Source organism: Pseudomonas serbica (assembly GCF_028823535.1).
Classification (GTDB): Bacteria; Pseudomonadota; Gammaproteobacteria; order Pseudomonadales; family Pseudomonadaceae; genus Aquipseudomonas; species Aquipseudomonas serbica.
Genome location: NZ_JAQIYM010000015.1, coordinates 17,133 through 34,299, shown reverse-complemented (window position 1 = coordinate 34,299; position 17,167 = coordinate 17,133). Strand labels below are relative to the sequence as shown.

Sequence of the window (17,167 nt, the reverse complement as noted above, 5' to 3'; positions counted from 1 at the left end):
ATCCTGCCGTAGTCAGTAGCCAGCCCGTTCGCCCCGCAACGACGGCTGGCTAAAGATTCAAGGGCAACATCGCCTGCGCTTTCCCCGCCCCCCCTTCGATCAGCCGAATACGATACCGCGCGCCATGCCAGTGGCCGCCACCATCATCAACAACACCAGCAATGCCTCGATATGACTGATTCGCGCAAACAGCGTGGCACGCCAGGTATCGATAGCCGCACCACGCGACCGTGCAACCCGCCATTTTATCAACGTCACCATCGGCGCAATTTCCAGTAGCAGGATGAGCACGAACAACGTCATCTTCAGATGGAACAATGGCTGGTGCAGGTAGTAATCCGTGCCTTTTTCAAAACCGCCAAAGGCCCGCATGCCGCCGGTAACCAGCAGGACAACGGCTGAAATCCCCCATATGTTGTCTGCCACCAATACACTGCGAGCCTCTCCCGTGCCGATCGCCAGGCGCCGAAAGGCCGTGCCACGCGTCAGGACAGCCCAGAATCCAAGGGCAAACGCCAAAAGATGAACCGCTGCAAGCAACCAGTGAGTCAGCATCGGGAAACTCCTGTAGGGTCGAAGTCAAATCAGCCTGTCAGTAGTAGCCCATGAACCCAGGGTTTGCACCTGCCAGGCGATCGGTTTCTCCCCGCGGCACGCTCGGCTGCCCAGCTCTGGAGGCCGCGTAAAATATAATGTGACAGACCCACTAGACTCCAACCCCCCAGTGCCGAGGCCCCTCGTGGCACTATCCCGATAGCAGTCATTCCCACCGATTTGACCTGAGTACACAACATCATGTGTGAATCTTGTGATTCAACCTCCGCCCCAACAATCAATGAGCGGCGTCGTTTTCTGCGCCTGGCCGGTCTAGGCGCAGGTGCCCTGCTATTGGGCAGCACCCTGCCGAGCCGAATCATCGAGGCAGCCGAGAAAACCGCCGTGCCGCCAAAACCGAAAAACGTCATCAGCCCGGATGAGGCACTGAAACGACTGATGGAGGGTAACCAACGTTATGTCAGCGGCAATTCGCAAACCCACGACTTCAAGGATGAACGAGAGGCGCTGGTTTCCGGCCAGAACCCGTTTGTGGCAGTGCTGAGCTGCTCTGACTCGCGCATCGCCCCGGAATACGCGTTCGATACCGCCCGCGGCGACCTTTTCGCCGTACGCCTGGCCGGCAACTTCGTCACGGACGAAGGCCTGGCAAGCCTTGAATACGGCGTTGCCGTGCTCGGCGCCCCGCTCATCCTGGTATTGGGCCATGAGCGCTGTGGCGCCATCGAGGCCGGCGTGAAAGCCGTCAAGGATCACAGGGTATTCCCCGGGAAGATCCCTAAACTGACCGATGCCCTCAAATCCACTGTCGAGCAGGTCAGCAGTCAGCCGGGCGACCTGGTCGAAAACGCGACCGTGCAAAACATCAAGAACTCGATCGAACGCCTCAGGCAAGCCACGCCCTTGTTGACTGACGCGCTCGACAAGGGTCAGTTGAAAATAGTGGGTGGCATTTATCGCCTGGCCACCGGCAAGGTTGAGCTGGTTGCCTGAGTCGCCGATGTGAAGAGCCCAGCGCGAAGGCTGGGCTCTGGTTATTTCCGGCTGTCCATCATCTTGTCCGCGAGCGCCTTGGCCCGTTCGATCAACAGGTTCTGCCGGTCTTCATGGGTGGCCCCGCCGACGACGGGGGCCGTCAGATTGCTTTCGGCAATCAACGCGGCGCAAAAATATTGATCCCACACAGCCTTGTGCTCGGATGCCTGCCGGTTCACTTGATCGGAGGTCATAAAAGGACTCCTTCAGATGAGGTAACACTGCTTATCTTACGCCTGAGGCCCCTGTCGGGCCCGTAGCGTTACAGGATCCAGCGCAGCAGCACATGACTGGCAATCCAGGGAGACGCCTCGACCACCGTCCATTGAAGCAAAAGGCAAATGGACAGGTAAGCCGCAAAGAACTTGATCATTGTCCGCCTCCTCATCAATTCACTCCTGCCGCAATGCACTTGAAACGCCCGGTTGCCTGTCCTGATTTGATGCGGTTGACTACTTACAGTTCAACGCGGGATGTATTGATTTTCATTCGAGCTGCGATATCAAGAAATGTTATCTAAAAGGCCTGCCACATCGACGCCTGGAATTCGCCCGCTAAATAGGTCAGGAATGCGGTGGGGTTGAAACACACCTACTGATGACGGGCCGTCGGAACCAGATCAACTAGCGTCTGCGCATGGCCGCGCTCAGGTCGGGCATGACTCGGGACAGTTCCGCTATGTGCGCTAACTCGGCGAAGACCAGTACCTGAGCAAGTACGATATTGGCCGCCTGGCCAACTCGTGAACGGGCTAAAGAGCAGGTCTACCAACAGGCAATCATCGCGCTTCTGCGCACGGCTTGCGCGGAGCAGCGGATAACCTTGCCCGTCGCTTCGCAGCCAGTGAAGCCAGCGGTGCTTCCTGCACTGCCACTGCAAGCACAGCAGCTGCCCGCGCCGCAATGGTGCTTGCTGACGTGCTCAAGAGCGCTGACCAGCGAGCGGGTGATCTGGCTGCAGCTGTTGAAGAAGCCAAAACCAGGGGGATTAACCTGTGAGAAGGCGTATGAATCAATAGGGGTACACTGAGTCCGGCAAGGTAGGAGGAGATTAGGAGTAGGCCTTAATAGCTTACGCACGATAACATGCCCCTGCTACCAACGATCTTTGAATTTTTAAGTTGAGGAATCAAGTGGAAATAATAAGCATAAGTGCTGCTGTCGTTTCTCTTCTTGTTGCACTGTTGGTGGCGCGATTATTATCAAATAGCTTGGTGACGCCTTCTGATCACGGCCGCTTTTTAACGATAGATGGTTTGCGTGGTTATCTTGCATTTTTTGTTTTTATGACTCACTCGAGCATTTGGTACTACTATCTGCACACAGGTGCCTGGACTATCCCGCCTTTACAATTGTTCGTCCACTTTGGACAGGGTGGTGTTGCGCTTTTTTTCATGATTACCGGGTTTCTATTTTTTTCAAAGTTACTGGACGGTAGAGATCGAAAGATCGACTGGTTAAGGCTATACGTATCCCGACTTCTCAGATTGACGCCGCTTTATTTTTTTTCAGTGGGATTAATCTTCTTGATAGTATGGGTAATGACAAGGGGTCGCCCGATAGAGCCGCCATCAAAAGTACTTTTAGATGTTATGACATGGTTGGGTTTTGCGATTTTCGGAGAGCCGGTACTGAATGGCCTAGAGGTAACCCATCTGATAAATGCGGGCGTTACTTGGTCATTGGCCTATGAGTGGTTCTTCTATATGGCGCTACCCCTCATCGCCTTGGTAGTAGGACTAAGGCCGCCAATTTCATACCTGGTCGTAAGCACTTTATTGCTTGTGGCGATAGCCATGTACTACCCAAACGATAGTTATTATTGGCTTTTTGGTAGCGGCATGTTGGCAGCGCTTCTAGCTCGATTTGAGCAATTTAGAAAATTTGCGACTTCCAAGTGGGCAACGTTTTTGGTGGTGGCATTGGTCGTTTATACCGTTATTCATTACTCGGCTCTTTACAGCAGTACAAAGGCTAAAGTTTTTATGACGATAGCCTTTTGCCTTGTCGCAGGCGGCAATAGCATTTTTGGAGTTCTTAAATACAGAGTTTCTCGAGCACTGGGGGAGATGGCATATAGCATGTATCTGATGCACGGAATTTTGTTATTTGTTGCCTTTCATTTTTTGATTGGTTTGCCCGCTGCTAAAGAACTTTCTCCTGTTCAGTACTGGGCCGTAATCGTAATGTTGACGCCTGTATTAATAGTCGTTTGCGGCATGACGTTCAGGTTTATTGAAAAACCAGCAATGAGACGTGTAGGTCCATTAACTGAGTGGCTAAGAGTGAAAAAGTTAAATCTGCTTGCGGGTGAGAAAATCTAGCAGTCGTAATGGTGCATACCGCTTGTACACGCAAGAATGAGCAGGAATATTAGCCGCCCATTCTTGACTCGGTATCATGCGTAGAAATGAATCTACTGCTTCACGCTTAAAGCTAAGGCTGCATGTTCGCGCCTAATGGATTTTGAGCGCGCCCAAGCTTTCAGAATAGGTTCTTCCATATACCGCCAAGAAACCTCGGCCAAAGGTATGGCTACGATAATTCCAACGACGAGCATTTGTTTCGAATCGAACCCGTTGGAGTACATGAGTGCGGCAATTGGGTAGTGATACAGGTACAGTCCGTACGATATTTTTCCGAAGTACCGCATCGGGCTATTGTCGAAAATATTGTTATAGATCGAGTCGTAGTTGATGGTGAAAAACAAAATGGCGATCATCGTCATCACTGAAACCACCGTCTTTGGTGGCAGCATGGTATATGGCTGAGCCACATTAAAAACGAAGGCTACCATTACCAGAATGGCTGGACAAAAAATCAAAAGTCCGGCGAAACGGTTTTTGAAAAGTCCGACAATAAACTTGTTGTCTTTTATAAGCGGGATGAGAGAGCCCAGAAGAATTCCGTCAAACTGCAAAAACCTGTCTCCAGCCAAACGTAAAATCCATATTGTGACAATGCCCGCGCAGATTGACACTACCATCAGTGGTTTTGACTTAAGGCCGCACTTAGTAAGAGTAAGTAAAATCAGCGGCCATGCTAGGTAAAATTGCCACTCCACCGCAAGGGTCCACGTATGCTGAAGGAAAGGGATCGGGTGTAGGTCTTGGGCCATGTAGATATTGGCCATGAATATCATGCCCAGCATGGTCGTGATATCGGCTGTTTCATTAGCCGGATAGCTATATTTCCCAAAGCAGTAATAGATTGCTAAATACAGTGCGCATACAGCCAGAAACGCTGGGATCAATCGTACAACACGATTAAGGTAGAATTTTACAATATTTATGGTCCTCGTTCTTTCGATCTCATTGAATATCTGAGATGAGATTAGAAAACCGCTCATTGTGAAGAATATATCGACACCTATATCTCCACTTACCGGGATGCCAAGCGTGTGATAAACAAAAACTACTAAAACAGCAAACCCCCGCAACCCATCTATTGGTGTTATTCGGGATTTTTGGGTGGCATCACTCATTGTTTACAAGACCGTCTATTTTTTATGGAATATTATCAAAACCGCCTAGCGCAATTTCGGCGAGATGATGCCACCTTATAGATGCATTGAGAAGCAAAAGGGCGCGTTTGTGGTCAGACTTATGCAGGACGGTCGGTTTTAGACTGTCTGCTCGATTGATGTGCACCATTCGCTGGTGGCTTCGATTTCGTAGGGGTCCACAGACGCCGACCTGGCTGAAGCGTGCCATCCGATTGGCGTTGCTGAGCCTTCAGCGGCGAGAGGATATCGTGATGTGGCGGAAATCGGCCGTGGACCTTGAGCAGATCACAATCAGGGCGTCGCCGGGAAAGACGCAGAACTGGGAAGCCCGTCCACCTGGAGATCGTCATGGGTCAGGCGCTGAGGGAGGTGGTGCAGGAGTGCATGAGGTCACCGGTTGCCTGCCCGTACCTCATCCACTACTCCCCGAAAGCACGCAAACGTACCCAGTTGGACCCCAAGCTACACTGGAACGCAGTTACAGCGGATTACCTGACCAAGTCATTTACCCAGGCTCGGAACGATTCACACGCCTACGACGACATACCGGCTGGGGAGCGCCCCACTTTCCATGAGATCCGCGCGCTGGATGCCTGGCTATATAAGCAACAGGGTTTCGAGCAGGAATACATACAGGGATTGATGGGGCATGCCGACGCGAAGATGACCGAGCACTACCAGGCGGGGCACGGTGATGAAGCGGTGGTGTAAATGAAGGTGAAAGCCGACCTGAAGGTGTAACGCGGTGGTCGTTTGCCCAAAATATTTCCAAAGCAGAAAGCAAAAAGGGGTCACCGTTTCCGGTGACCCCTCTAGACCGCCCAGCAGAGCGGATTTTGTTTGGTAGGCGCGATTGGACTCGAACCAACGACCCCCACCATGTCAAGGTGGTGCTCTAACCAACTGAGCTACGTGCCTGCTGTGAGGCGGCATTCTACGGAATTCCGGGAGGGTGTCAACACCTTTTTTCGAGCTAACCCTATGAATATGCAAAATATTTAAATTTTCTGCGGCGGGGATGATTTTTCGGTGGCTGGCGGCGGTTTTCCAACTCGGGTAGGATCAGCGCACTCGTTAAATTTATTAAACAGAGGCTGCAGGATGTCGCACACCCCATACCCAGAATCCTATTACGCCGCATCGGCCAATGCGGTGCCGCCCCGCCCGTCGTTGCAGGGTGAGGTCGAGACTGACGTCTGCGTGATCGGCGCCGGTTATACCGGATTGTCGTCGGCCCTGTTCCTGCTGGAGCACGGCTTTCGGGTAACGGTACTGGAAGCGGCCCGGGTGGGTTTCGGTGCGTCGGGGCGCAATGGTGGGCAGATCGTCAACAGCTACAGCCGTGATATCGATGTGATCGAGCGCAGTGTCGGTCCACGCCAGGCCCAGCTGTTGGGGCAGATGGCGTTCGAGGGTGGGAGGATCATTCGTGATCGTGTGGCCAGGTACAACATTCAATGCGACTTGAAGGACGGCGGCGTGTTTGCCGCCATCACGGCCAAACAGATGGATCACCTGGAATCGCAGAAGCGTTTGTGGGAACGATTCGGGCACACGCAGCTGGAGTTGATGGATCAGCGCCGCATCCGCGACGTCGTGGCTTGCGATCAATATGTCGGGGGGATGCTCGACATGAGTGGCGGGCATATCCATCCGCTTAATCTGGCGCTGGGCGAAGCGGCGGCCGTGGAGTCGTTGGGTGGCATCATCCATGAACAGTCGCCGGCAGTGCGCATCGAGCGCGGCGCCAGCCCGGTCGTCCACACGCCTCAGGGCAAGGTCAGGGCCAAGTTCATCATCGTGGCGGGCAACGCCTATCTGGGCAATCTGGTTCCGGAACTGGCGGCCAAATCGATGCCCTGCGGCACGCAGGTCATTACCACGGAGCCCTTGGGCGATGAATTGGCGAAAAGCCTGCTGCCCCAGGATTACTGCGTCGAAGACTGCAACTACCTGCTCGACTACTATCGCCTGAGCGGCGACAAGCGCCTTATTTTCGGCGGCGGCGTGGTCTATGGCGCACGGGACCCGGCAAATATCGAAGCGATCATTCGACCGAAGATGCTCAAGGCGTTCCCGCAGCTCAAGGATGTGAAAATCGACTACGCCTGGACCGGAAATTTCCTGCTGACCCTGTCGCGCCTTCCCCAGGTCGGGCGACTGGGCGACAACATCTATTATTCCCAGGGCTGCAGTGGCCACGGCGTCACCTATACCCACCTGGCGGGCAAGGTGCTGGCCGAGGCCTTGCGCGGCCAGGCTGAGCGTTTCGACGCCTTTGCCGACCTGCCCCACTACCCGTTCCCGGGTGGTCAGCTGTTGCGCACACCCTTTGCCGCGCTGGGAGCCTGGTACTACGGATTACGCGACCGGCTCGGGTTCTGAGGCGCTAAACAAAAAATGCCCGTGATACGGGCATTTTTTTCTGCTTGATAAACCGTCAGCCGGCGATGGCGCGGTCCGCCGACAGCTTGCCGGCGCCTTCGATCAGCACCGCGATGCTGCCGCCCAGCAGCGCCAAAGCGAACTCATAACCGTTGTTGGCCATGAACAGTCCATTGCTGATATGCACGGTAAAGATCGCCACCAGTGAAAGGAAGGTCAGGCCCAGTGCCGCCGGACGGACCAGCAAGCCGATGATCAGCGCCAGGCCGGCAAAGAACTCAGTACCGCCCGCCAGCGTCGCCATCAGGTAGCCCGGTGCCAGGCCGATGCTTTCCATGTACTGAGCAGTACCCGCCAGGCCATAACCACCGAATGCGCCGAAGAGTTTCTGCGAACCGTGGGCAGCGAAGATGATGCCGACGAAAATCCGCAAAACGGTCAGGCCGTAGCCAGCGCGGGTAAACAGTACCTTGTTGATCAATGTGCTCATGCTGTGACATCCCTTGAGAGTGTGTGTTGGATGGCCGCTATATTAATCAGTAAATATCATGTTAAAAGCGCAATTAATCCGCCATAACGATCAGTTTATTCGATCATTTACGCAAGGCAACTTTTTGCCCCTGGGGCTCCAACGACTCCCGCTCCCGATCGAACGCCAGGTAATACTTGTTCACGCTATTAACATAGCTGACAGGTCCCATTCCCACCTGCTCCATAGCGATGCGCTCAACCTGGAAAAACCACTGATTGGGGTTCAACCCCCGTCGCCGGGCCTCCGCGCGCATCCCCTGCACCCGCTCCGGCCCGATATTGTAGGCCGCCAGCACAAAGGCCATGCGCTCGCGCTCATTGAGCTTGGGGCTGGCGAAGAACTTGCGGCGAATCATCGCCAGGTACTTGGCACCGGCCTGCACATTGGCATCCAGCTCCTGAATGTTGTTCACGCCCACCCGCTGCGCCGCTGACGGTGTGATCTGCATCAGCCCGGTCGGCGCCCCGCCACTGCGCGCCGCGGGTTGCAGGCCGGATTCCTTGAACGCCAACGCCGCCAGGTTAAGCCAGTCCATGTCCTGGGCGCTTGCATGTTTTTGCAGCACGGGCCGCAGCTTTTCCAGGCGCTGGCGATCAGCCTTGGCCAGGGGATAATGGACCTGGTACAGGCGTCGATAGATGCGCAGAAACGCCACATCCTGGTCCGACGGCTTTTTATAGCCCGCCAGGAAACGATCGATGCTGGCCCGCAGCATCGACGCGTCGCGGCGCACGAACCAGAACTCTTCGCCCGGCTCGCTGATCAGCACCTGGCGATCGATGCGCAATTTCGGCAGGATCTTGCCCCAGCGTTCGGCAATCGGCTGTTCGACGATGGTCAGATGAAAGATCCCACCCTGGACCATCTCCAGCACGTCCTCGACCGCCAGGCTCGGGTCGACCCACTCGACCTTGACCGGCGGCAGTTTATGCAGCGCCAGCTTCTGGTTGATCTGGCTGACGGCGTCCCCGGCCGCACTGCCGTTGGGCAGCGCCAGGGTCTTGCCTGACAGCTGTTCGAGACGGGTGTAGCGACGTTCGCCCTTGATGCCCACCAGCACCAGCGGGATGTCACTGGCAACCGGTTCACTGCTGCTGACGGCGAAGCCTGGCTGCAGGTCGAGCAGCTCTCCGGGTGCTACCAGGTCGCCCTCCCCGCGCTGCAACGCACCGAGCAATTGATCCTTGGCCTTGGGAATGATCTTGAGGGTGATTTCCTGGCCGTCCCGGGCGTGGCCATTGAGGTATTGCTCGAAGGCGCGCAAGCGGTGGTATTCAACGCCAATGGCCTGGCCCTGGACTTCGCCGGAGCTGTTGCGGCTCTGGTTGACCAGCACCCGCAACACACGACTGCTGCGGATGTCCGTCAAGTCACGGACTTTGGACGCCGGCACGGCTTGCAGCGGCCCGGGCAGACGCGCGACCGCCGACACCGGCAGCAGCAGCGAGCAACACAGCAGTAGCAAAACCGAGGGACGAATCATCCACTCTCCGCAAAGAATTCAGGTCGACCACATGAATGAATTCATGCAATCAAGCGACAGAAACTGAGCGTCTGAAGACGCTGGCAATGCGCGAAAGACTGGCACAATGATGGCATCGCCACCACCCAGGCTTGCTCGCGGCATTAAGAGACCGCCATAACTCGTTGTAGTTCTTGGCTTTTCTGATAATTCTAGAGCTCTGGTATGCTTTGCGACCCTGGGCCCGAGGTAGCACCATGCAACTCATCGATATCGGCGTCAACCTGACCAACCCCAGTTTTGCCGACAAGCACCAGGCAGTACTGGACCGCGCCTATGCCGCCGGTGTCTGCCAACTGGTGCTCACAGGCACCGATGTCGACGGCAGCGAACAGGCGCTGGAGCTGTGCCGGCAGTTGGATGAAACAGGGCAACGGCTGTTCGCCACCGCCGGTGTTCATCCCCACGCGGCCAGCGACTGGAGTGCCGACAGCGCGAGTCGCCTGCGCAGTCTGCTGAAAGAGTCGAACGTCGTGGCGGTCGGTGAATGCGGCCTGGATTTCAATCGCGATTTTTCACCGCGCCCACAGCAAGAGAAAGTCCTCGAAGAACACCTGGCGCTGGCGGTGGAACTGCAAATGCCGGTGTTCCTGCACGAGCGCGATGCCAGCCAGCGCCTGCTGGAAATCCTGCGCGACTACCGCGATCAATTGCCCGCCGCTGTGGTGCACTGCTTCACCGGCGAACAGAAAGCGTTGTTCAGTTACCTGGATATGGACCTGCACATCGGCATCACCGGCTGGATTTGCGATGAGCGCCGGGGCACGCATTTGCACCCCTTGGTCAAGGAGATCCCGCGCGGGCGGTTGATGCTGGAGAGCGATGCGCCGTACCTGTTACCGCGCAGCCTTCGCCCCAAACCGAAAAACGGTCGCAACGAGCCGGCGTATCTGACGCAAGTGTTACGTGAGGTGGCTTTGCACCGCGGCGAAAGCCAGGAAGACCTGGCCGCCCACAGTACCGCTTGCGCGCGAGCGTTCTACGGGCTGCCCAACGTGGATTGAATGCGTTGAGTGAGCGCGGACCCGGATTGGGCCCGCGCTGCCGTCTTAGTGACTGCTGCGCAACATCTCTTTAGGCACGTACTTGCCGATCTCGAACTTGCCGATGGCCGCCCGGTGCACTTCATCCGGACCGTCTGCCAGGCGCAGGGTGCGCTGCATGGCATACATATAGGCCAGCGGGAAATCGTTGGACACCCCTGCCCCGCCATGGATCTGGATCGCCCGGTCGATCACGCGCAAGGCCACGTTCGGCGCCACCACCTTGATCTGCGCGATTTCACTCTTCGCCACTTTGTTGCCGACGGTGTCCATCATGTACGCCGCCTTGAGTGTCAGCAGGCGGGCCATGTCGATTTCCATCCGCGAATCGGCGATCTTGTCGATGTTGCCCCCCAGGCGCGCCAGGGGTTTGCCGAACGCGGTGCGGTTCACCGAGCGCTTGCACATCAGCTCCAGCGCACGCTCGGCCATGCCGATCGAACGCATGCAGTGGTGAATCCGCCCAGGGCCAAGACGACCTTGCGCGATCTCGAAGCCGCGTCCTTCACCCAACAGGACGTTTTCGTACGGCACCCGAACATTTTCAAACAGCACCTCGGCGTGACCGTGGGGGGCATCGTCATAGCCGAACACGGGTAACGGACGCAGGATCTTCACGCCGGGGGTGTCCACCGGCACCAGGATCATCGAGTGCTGCGCATGGCGCGGTGCGTCGGGATCGCTCAGGCCCATGAAGATCAGGATCTTGCAACGCGGATCGCAAGCGCCGGAAGTCCACCACTTCTTGCCGTTGATCACCCACTCGTCACCATCGCGCACGGCACGGGCGGCCATGTTGGTGGCGTCGGACGATGCAACGTCCGGTTCGGTCATGGCGAACGCCGAGCGAATCTCGCCCCGCAACAAAGGCTCGAGCCAGCGTTGTTTCTGTTCTTCGTTGGCGTAGCGCACCAGTACTTCCATGTTGCCAGTGTCCGGTGCCGAGCAGTTGAACGGCTCCGGTCCCAATAACGAACGCCCCATGATTTCCGCCAGTGGCGCGTATTCGAGATTGGTCAGGCCTGCCCCGAGCTCGGACTCAGGCAGAAACAAATTCCACAGGCCTTGCGCCTTGGCCTTGAGCTTGAGTTCTTCCATGATCGCGGTCGGCTGCCAGCGATCGCCTTCGGCGACTTGGCGCTCGAATACCGCTTCGGCGGGATAGACGTAGGTGTCCATGAACGCGGTCACGCGCTCACGCAGTTCTTGCACCTTGGGCGAATAAGCGAAATCCATGGCCAGCTCTACCTTTTCATCGGGGTTTTCGAGGAGTTGTTCAGTGATGAAATCGATGCTAGAACAGCTACGAAAATTTACCTAGCCTATTCTCGGCGTGTATTAACATTCATCACCGATATATGATCGACTGATCGAGCCCACCTAAAACAAGAGTGCAGCGCAATGAATCTGAGCAAGGTCGACCTCAACCTTTTCATCGTCTTCGACGCGATCTACACAGAGGCCAACCTGACCCGCGCCGGGCAGATTGTCGGGATTACCCAACCTGCGGTATCCAACGCGCTGGCCCGATTGCGCGAGACGTTCAACGACCCGCTGTTCGTGCGTACCGCCCAGGGCATGGTGCCCACGCCGATGGCGCAGAACATCATCGGGCCGGTGCGCAACGCCCTCTCCCTGCTGCGTATCTCCGTCCAGGAAAGCCGCATCTTCAACCCGCAGCAGGCGAACAAGACCTACCGCATCAGCATGACCGACCTCACCGAAGCGGTGATCCTGCCGCCGCTGTTCCAGCGCCTGCGTCGTCTTGCGCCGACCGTGATCATCGAAAGCTTTTTGTCCAAGCGCCGCGAGACCACCAAGGAACTGGCCGCCGGCCGACTCGACTTCGCCGTGGATGCGCCACTCAACACCGACCCGCAGGTGCGCCACGTCAAGCTGATGGAAGACCGTTATGTGTGTGCCATGCGCAAGGGGCATCCGTTGGCGGGCAAGGAAAAACTCACCCTGGATGATTACCTGGGCCTGACCCACATCCACATTTCCAGCCGTCGCAGCGGCCTGGGTTATGTCGACCTGGCCCTGGGAAAAATGGGTATCCAGCGCAAGATTGCCCTGCGCTCCCAGCATTACCTGATGGCCTCGCAGGTGCTGCAGCAGACCGACATGGTCATGACCGTGCCGGAACGCTTCGCTCGACGTAACGACCTGCACGCCTTTTATCTGCCGGTCAACGATGTGCCGCCGGTGGAAACCCATCTTTACTGGCACGAAAGCACTGACCAGGACCCGGCGAATCGCTGGATGCGCGAGCAGATGATCGAGTTGTGCCAGCAGGTGACGGCGCAGGAGAAGAAGCTGGACAAGGTGTAGGGCGTTACTGCGCATTATCGTTCTTCGCGAGCAAGCCCGGTCCCACTCGATCTTTGCTGGACACAGTATTTGTGTTCGACGCAAATCAAAGGTGGGAGCGGGCTTGCTCGCGAAGAGGTTCGCAAGCACTCTGAAACTCACGACCCTTGACGTAAACGTCAACCTGCCATTAGCTTAGCGCATGACCTTTTGCGAGCGCGCCGATGAGCAGCCAGACTTACAGCATTTCCGACCTCGCCCGCGAGCTCGACATCACCACCCGGGCCATTCGTTTCTATGAAGAACAAGGCCTGCTCAGCCCCGAGCGGCGTGGTCAGGAACGCATCTACTCACCCCGCGACAAGGTCAGCCTGAAGCTGATCCTGCGGGGCAAGCGCATCGGCTTTTCCCTGGCCGAATGCCGCGAGCTGATCGAGCTCTACGATCCATCCAGCGGTAACACCAAGCAACTTCACAGCATGCTGGCAAAAATCAGCGAACGCCGGGAACAGCTGGAACAGCAGTTGCTGGACATCGAACAGATGAAACTGGAGCTCGATACCGCTGAAGAGCGCTGCGTGCTAGCGCTGGAGCAAACGCTCAAGAGTCAGGAATCCATTCAGTAGGCCTACACAATCCACTGTGGGAGCGGGCTTGCTCGCGAATGCGGTTTTACATCGATACGTATGTCGACTGTCCCACCGCGTTCGCGAGCAAGCCCGCTCCCACACTTTGATCTCCGTTCACCCATTACTACAGGTGGATCCTCATGTCTCTTCCATCCCACGTACGCCTGGTCGAAGTCGGCCCCCGCGATGGTCTGCAAAACGAAGCCCAACCGATCAGCGTCGCCGACAAAGTACGACTGGTCGATGCCCTGACGGCCGCGGGCCTCGGCTATATAGAAGTCGGCAGCTTCGTTTCGCCCAAGTGGGTGCCGCAAATGGCTGGCTCTGCCGATGTCTTCGCGCAGATCCAGCGCAAGCCTGGCGTCACCTACGGCGCCCTCGCCCCCAACCTGCGAGGTTTTGAAGATGCCCTCGCCTGCGGGGTCAAGGAAGTCGCGGTGTTCGCCGCGGCGTCGGAAGCGTTTTCCCAACGCAACATCAACTGCTCGATCAGCGAAAGCCTGGAGCGGTTCGTCCCTATCATGGAGGCCGCCAAACAGCATGGTGTCAGCGTGCGTGGTTACGTGTCCTGCGTGCTGGGCTGCCCCTATGAAGGTCACGTCGCGCCGGAACAGGTAGCGCGGGTGGCTCGCGAGCTCTACGCCATGGGCTGCTACGAGGTTTCGCTGGGCGACACCATCGGTACCGGCACCGCGGGTGCCACGCGCAAGATGTTTGAAGTTGTATCGGCCGATGTCCCGCGGGACAAACTGGCCGGACACTTCCACGACACCTACGGCCAGGCCATGGCCAACATCTACGCCAGCCTGCTGGAAGGCATCTCGGTGTTCGACAGCTCCATCGCCGGTCTCGGTGGTTGCCCTTATGCCAAGGGTGCCAGCGGTAACGTCGCCACCGAGGACGTGGTTTACCTGCTCAATGGCCTTGGGATTGAAACCGGGATCGACCTGGATGCGCTGATCCTGGCTGGTCAGCAAATATGTACCGTGCTGGGACGTCCAACCGGCTCCCGCGTAGCGAAGGCCCGTAGCGCACATTGAGTGTGCGCATGTGTCCGGGTGTTACCGCAACATCCGGAATGTGGGGCGAAAGCGAGTAACACGGAAACAAAATGTCTGGTTCTGCCATGCTGGAAAAATCCAGAAAATCTCAACCACTTGATTTTAAAGGAGTTTTTAAAGTTGGCACGGCTCCTGCTATATCTATCGCACAACAAGAATAAAAAAATTGCGACAACCCCAATAAAAACAAGACGTAACGACTCTGACATAACAAAAACAACACGGCAGAGACGCAGCTAACAGATTTTTTTGGAGAGGATGTGCTTTTCAGGGTGCTTTTCGGAGTTACCCGCAACCGGGCAGAGAACAATAAAACTACCTTCAGGTAGCTCCCGAACTGGTTGGATCGCTCAGCGAAAAAGTAGATCAGCGCTCAAAAAAATACGTTTGCTCTTGATCCCGGATGGGGATCGACAAAAACAGCGGTAAAGGGTCAACGGTCACCAAAAACAACAACAGACCGCCCCTCAATAATAAAAAAAGAGCACGCGCAACGAAAATTAAAGGGGAGCCTCGGCTCCCCTTTGTGCTGTCTGGCGTTTGTGTTTCCAGCACCTCCCCCCTTTGGGAGCGGGCTTGCTCGCGAAGGCGGTGAGTCAGTCAATGCATGTATCGACCGATACGCCGCCTTCGCGAGCAAGCCCGCTCCCATAAGTGGATTGTGGTCAGCCTTGCTTGCTACGCAGTTCCTCGACGCTGATCTCGCGCATGCGGAATTTCTGGATCTTGCCCGTCACCGTCATTGGAAACTCTTCCACGAACTTGAAGTAACGCGGCGTCTTGAAGTGCGCGATGCGCTCCTTGCACCAGGCTTGCAGCTCCTGCTCAGTGGCACTGTGGCCGGGGTGGAACTTGATCCAGGCAACGATCTCTTCGCCATAACGCGAGCAAGGAATGCCGATCACCTGCACGTCGGCCACCGCAGGGTGAGTGAAGAAGAACTCTTCCAGTTCGCGCGGATAAATGTTCTCGCCGCCACGGATGATCATGTCCTTGTTACGCCCGGCAATGCACACGTATCCCTCGTCATTCATGCTCGCCAGGTCACCGGTGTGCATCCAGCCGGCCTGGTCGATGGCTTCGGCCGTGCCTTGCGGGTTGTTCCAGTAACCGAGCATCACGCTGTAACCGCGCGTACACAGCTCACCGATGGTGCCACGGGGCACCAGGTTGCCCGCTTCGTCGATGATTTTGCTTTCCAGCTGTGGCTGGGTACGGCCGACCGTGGTCACGCGCAACTCCAAGTCGTCCGACGGACCGGTCTGCAACGACACCGGGCTGGTTTCAGTCATGCCGTAGGCGATCTGCACTTCGCTCATGTGCATTTCGCTGATAACCCGGCGCATGACTTCGATCGGACAGGTGGCACCGGCCATGATCCCGGTGCGCAGGCTCGACAAGTCGAAATCGGCGCGCTGGGGTTGATCGAGCATGGCGATGAACATGGTCGGCACGCCATACAACGCGGTGGCCTGTTCTTCGGCGACGGTGCTGAGGGTCAACAGCGGATCGAACGCGTCGTTGGGATAGATCATGGTGCTGCCGTGGGTGATGCAGCCGAGGTTGCCCATGACCATGCCGAAGCAGTGGTACAACGGCACCGGGATCACCAGCCGGTCGACGTTGCTCAGGCCCAGGCTTTCGCCGACCATGTAGCCATTGTTGAGAATGTTGTAGTGACTGAGGGTCGCGCCCTTGGGGAAACCTGTCGTGCCGGAGGTGTACTGGATGTTCACCGCCTGATCGAAGTTCAGGCTGGCTTGACGTTCGTGCAACTGCTCAACCGATATGCTGCCCGCCAGATCGGTCAGTTGCGACCACGGCAGGAAACCGACGGGAGGCTGTGCATCCAGGCTGATCACCCCACGCAAATCCGGCAGGCGCTCGCTGTGCAATTTGCCGATGGATTGCTCCGCCAGTTCCGGCACCAGGCCCTGCAGCATGGCGTGATAGTCGGAGGTCTTGAACGCCCCGGCGCTGACCAGCCATTGACAGCCGGACTGCTTCAATACGTATTCGAGTTCGGAACTGCGGTAGGCCGGGTTGATGTTGACCAGGATCACGCCGATTTTCGCCGTGGCAATCTGCGTGATGCACCACTGGGCGCAGTTTGGAGCCCAGATGCCCAGCCGGTCACCGGCCTGCAGACCCAGCGCCAGCAGCGCCCTGGCATGCAAGTCTGCCGCATCCGCCAGTTGCCGCCAGGTGTAGCGCAGCTGTTGATGGCGCACCACCAGCGCCTCTCCGTCCGGGTATTGCGCGACCGTGTTGTCGAACGCCTGGCCGATGGTCATCGCCAGCAAGGCTTTGTCCTGGGAACCACGGGTGTAACTGCGTTGCGGGCTTGCACTGGGTTGATCCATGACGACCCCTATTGTCTTTATTAATGGGCTACGAATGGTCCCTGCAGGAGCTGGCTTGCCAGCGAAGAGGCCAGCACGCTCTACACTGATGTCGACAGATCCGACGCCTTCGCGGGCAAGCCCGCTCCTACAGGTTTCAATGCCCCTACTCTCGCTCAAGTTGACGTTAACGTAAAGGGCGATTGACAGCCTTTCGTCACAGGTTTACGTTAACGTAAAGGTGAGAGC

Annotated in this window: 16 protein-coding genes and 1 tRNA gene; 9 read left to right on the top strand and 8 right to left on the bottom strand. The window is 56.9% G+C overall.

What is annotated here, in order from left to right; translation table 11 throughout:
- Window positions 1-99: 99 nt before the first annotated feature.
- Window positions 100-555, bottom strand: coding sequence for a DUF2214 family protein (locus NQL71_RS23320; RefSeq protein ID WP_046815532.1), 456 nt, complete (start codon window positions 553-555; stop codon window positions 100-102).
- A gap of 240 nt (window positions 556-795) precedes the next feature.
- On the opposite strand from NQL71_RS23320, the gene NQL71_RS23315 reads away from it, so the two are divergent.
- Window positions 796-1,548 carry a carbonic anhydrase gene (locus NQL71_RS23315; RefSeq protein ID WP_274643364.1) on the top strand — a complete coding sequence of 251 codons (753 nt, stop codon included), beginning with the start codon at window positions 796-798 and terminating at the stop codon, window positions 1,546-1,548.
- Between the two features lie 41 nt (window positions 1,549-1,589).
- Here the strand turns inward: NQL71_RS23315 and NQL71_RS23310 are convergent, their stop codons facing one another.
- Window positions 1,590-1,784, bottom strand: a complete 195-nt coding sequence (locus tag NQL71_RS23310; RefSeq protein ID WP_077182729.1) for a hypothetical protein — start codon at window positions 1,782-1,784, stop codon at window positions 1,590-1,592.
- Between the two features lie 649 nt (window positions 1,785-2,433).
- Between NQL71_RS23310 and NQL71_RS36995 the strand changes: the two genes are divergently transcribed.
- Complete coding sequence (locus tag NQL71_RS36995) at window positions 2,434-2,619, top strand: hypothetical protein (protein WP_507189792.1); 186 nt, start codon at window positions 2,434-2,436, stop codon at window positions 2,617-2,619.
- Window positions 2,620-2,722: 103 nt separating this feature from the next.
- The gene (locus tag NQL71_RS23305; protein WP_274643363.1) at window positions 2,723-3,913 is read left to right on the top strand and encodes an acyltransferase family protein; all 1,191 of its coding nucleotides are present in this window, start codon (window positions 2,723-2,725) and stop codon (window positions 3,911-3,913) included.
- Window positions 3,914-4,005: 92 nt separating this feature from the next.
- Here the strand turns inward: NQL71_RS23305 and NQL71_RS23300 are convergent, their stop codons facing one another.
- Window positions 4,006-5,073, bottom strand: coding sequence for an acyltransferase family protein (locus NQL71_RS23300; protein WP_077182727.1), 1,068 nt, complete (start codon window positions 5,071-5,073; stop codon window positions 4,006-4,008).
- Window positions 5,074-5,442: 369 nt separating this feature from the next.
- Between NQL71_RS23300 and NQL71_RS23295 the strand changes: the two genes are divergently transcribed.
- Window positions 5,443-5,805: a site-specific integrase gene (locus NQL71_RS23295; protein ID WP_274643362.1), complete on the top strand. Its 363-nt coding sequence runs from the start codon at window positions 5,443-5,445 to the stop codon at window positions 5,803-5,805.
- Window positions 5,806-5,935: 130 nt separating this feature from the next.
- Here NQL71_RS23295 and NQL71_RS23290 read toward each other — a convergent pair.
- A tRNA-Val gene (locus tag NQL71_RS23290) sits at window positions 5,936-6,012 on the bottom strand.
- Window positions 6,013-6,195: 183 nt separating this feature from the next.
- Between NQL71_RS23290 and NQL71_RS23285 the strand changes: the two genes are divergently transcribed.
- The gene (locus tag NQL71_RS23285; RefSeq protein WP_046815535.1) at window positions 6,196-7,479 is read left to right on the top strand and encodes an NAD(P)/FAD-dependent oxidoreductase; all 1,284 of its coding nucleotides are present in this window, start codon (window positions 6,196-6,198) and stop codon (window positions 7,477-7,479) included.
- 55 nt (window positions 7,480-7,534) lie between these two features.
- Here the strand turns inward: NQL71_RS23285 and NQL71_RS23280 are convergent, their stop codons facing one another.
- Window positions 7,535-7,969 carry a DoxX family protein gene (locus NQL71_RS23280; protein WP_046815536.1) on the bottom strand — a complete coding sequence of 145 codons (435 nt, stop codon included), beginning with the start codon at window positions 7,967-7,969 and terminating at the stop codon, window positions 7,535-7,537.
- Between the two features lie 103 nt (window positions 7,970-8,072).
- Window positions 8,073-9,494 (bottom strand): MltF family protein, encoded by a 1,422-nt coding sequence (locus tag NQL71_RS23275; protein WP_077182726.1) that lies wholly within the window; start codon window positions 9,492-9,494, stop codon window positions 8,073-8,075.
- Window positions 9,495-9,730: 236 nt separating this feature from the next.
- Here NQL71_RS23275 and NQL71_RS23270 point away from each other — a divergent pair, with 236 nt between their 5' ends.
- A complete protein-coding gene (locus NQL71_RS23270; protein WP_077182725.1) occupies window positions 9,731-10,537 on the top strand; it encodes a TatD family hydrolase in 807 nt (268 codons plus the stop codon).
- A 45-nt stretch (window positions 10,538-10,582) separates the two neighbouring features.
- Here the strand turns inward: NQL71_RS23270 and NQL71_RS23265 are convergent, their stop codons facing one another.
- Window positions 10,583-11,812 (bottom strand): acyl-CoA dehydrogenase, encoded by a 1,230-nt coding sequence (locus NQL71_RS23265; RefSeq protein WP_046815539.1) that lies wholly within the window; start codon window positions 11,810-11,812, stop codon window positions 10,583-10,585.
- 165 nt (window positions 11,813-11,977) lie between these two features.
- Here NQL71_RS23265 and NQL71_RS23260 point away from each other — a divergent pair, with 165 nt between their 5' ends.
- From NQL71_RS23260 to NQL71_RS23250, 3 genes are all read left to right on the top strand, one after another.
- Window positions 11,978-12,907: a LysR family transcriptional regulator gene (locus NQL71_RS23260; RefSeq protein ID WP_046815540.1), complete on the top strand. Its 930-nt coding sequence runs from the start codon at window positions 11,978-11,980 to the stop codon at window positions 12,905-12,907.
- A 203-nt stretch (window positions 12,908-13,110) separates the two neighbouring features.
- Window positions 13,111-13,512 carry a MerR family transcriptional regulator gene (locus NQL71_RS23255; RefSeq protein ID WP_046815541.1) on the top strand — a complete coding sequence of 134 codons (402 nt, stop codon included), beginning with the start codon at window positions 13,111-13,113 and terminating at the stop codon, window positions 13,510-13,512.
- Between the two features lie 143 nt (window positions 13,513-13,655).
- Window positions 13,656-14,555 (top strand): hydroxymethylglutaryl-CoA lyase, encoded by a 900-nt coding sequence (locus NQL71_RS23250; RefSeq protein WP_046815542.1) that lies wholly within the window; start codon window positions 13,656-13,658, stop codon window positions 14,553-14,555.
- Window positions 14,556-15,241: 686 nt separating this feature from the next.
- Here NQL71_RS23250 and NQL71_RS23245 read toward each other — a convergent pair.
- Window positions 15,242-16,939 carry an AMP-binding protein gene (locus tag NQL71_RS23245; RefSeq protein ID WP_077182722.1) on the bottom strand — a complete coding sequence of 566 codons (1,698 nt, stop codon included), beginning with the start codon at window positions 16,937-16,939 and terminating at the stop codon, window positions 15,242-15,244.
- Window positions 16,940-17,167 lie beyond the last annotated feature (228 nt).

Excerpts from the sequence above, each read along its gene's own strand:
- NQL71_RS23250 (WP_046815542.1), top strand. The coding sequence starts at position 13,656 with ATGTCTCTTCCATCCCACGTACGCCTGGTCGAAGTCGGCCCCCGCGAT.
- NQL71_RS23310 (WP_077182729.1), bottom strand. The coding sequence starts at position 1,784 with ATGACCTCCGATCAAGTGAACCGGCAGGCATCCGAGCACAAGGCTGTG.
- NQL71_RS23255 (WP_046815541.1), top strand. The coding sequence starts at position 13,111 with ATGAGCAGCCAGACTTACAGCATTTCCGACCTCGCCCGCGAGCTCGAC.
- NQL71_RS23270 (WP_077182725.1), top strand. The coding sequence starts at position 9,731 with ATGCAACTCATCGATATCGGCGTCAACCTGACCAACCCCAGTTTTGCC.
- NQL71_RS23245 (WP_077182722.1), bottom strand. The coding sequence starts at position 16,939 with ATGGATCAACCCAGTGCAAGCCCGCAACGCAGTTACACCCGTGGTTCC.
- NQL71_RS23265 (WP_046815539.1), bottom strand. The coding sequence starts at position 11,812 with ATGGATTTCGCTTATTCGCCCAAGGTGCAAGAACTGCGTGAGCGCGTG.
- NQL71_RS23320 (WP_046815532.1), bottom strand. The coding sequence starts at position 555 with ATGCTGACTCACTGGTTGCTTGCAGCGGTTCATCTTTTGGCGTTTGCC.
- NQL71_RS23260 (WP_046815540.1), top strand. The coding sequence starts at position 11,978 with ATGAATCTGAGCAAGGTCGACCTCAACCTTTTCATCGTCTTCGACGCG.
- NQL71_RS23285 (WP_046815535.1), top strand. The coding sequence starts at position 6,196 with ATGTCGCACACCCCATACCCAGAATCCTATTACGCCGCATCGGCCAAT.
- NQL71_RS23275 (WP_077182726.1), bottom strand. The coding sequence starts at position 9,494 with ATGATTCGTCCCTCGGTTTTGCTACTGCTGTGTTGCTCGCTGCTGCTG.
- NQL71_RS23280 (WP_046815536.1), bottom strand. The coding sequence starts at position 7,969 with ATGAGCACATTGATCAACAAGGTACTGTTTACCCGCGCTGGCTACGGC.
- NQL71_RS23300 (WP_077182727.1), bottom strand. The coding sequence starts at position 5,073 with ATGAGTGATGCCACCCAAAAATCCCGAATAACACCAATAGATGGGTTG.
- NQL71_RS23315 (WP_274643364.1), top strand. The coding sequence starts at position 796 with ATGTGTGAATCTTGTGATTCAACCTCCGCCCCAACAATCAATGAGCGG.
- NQL71_RS23295 (WP_274643362.1), top strand. The coding sequence starts at position 5,443 with ATGGGTCAGGCGCTGAGGGAGGTGGTGCAGGAGTGCATGAGGTCACCG.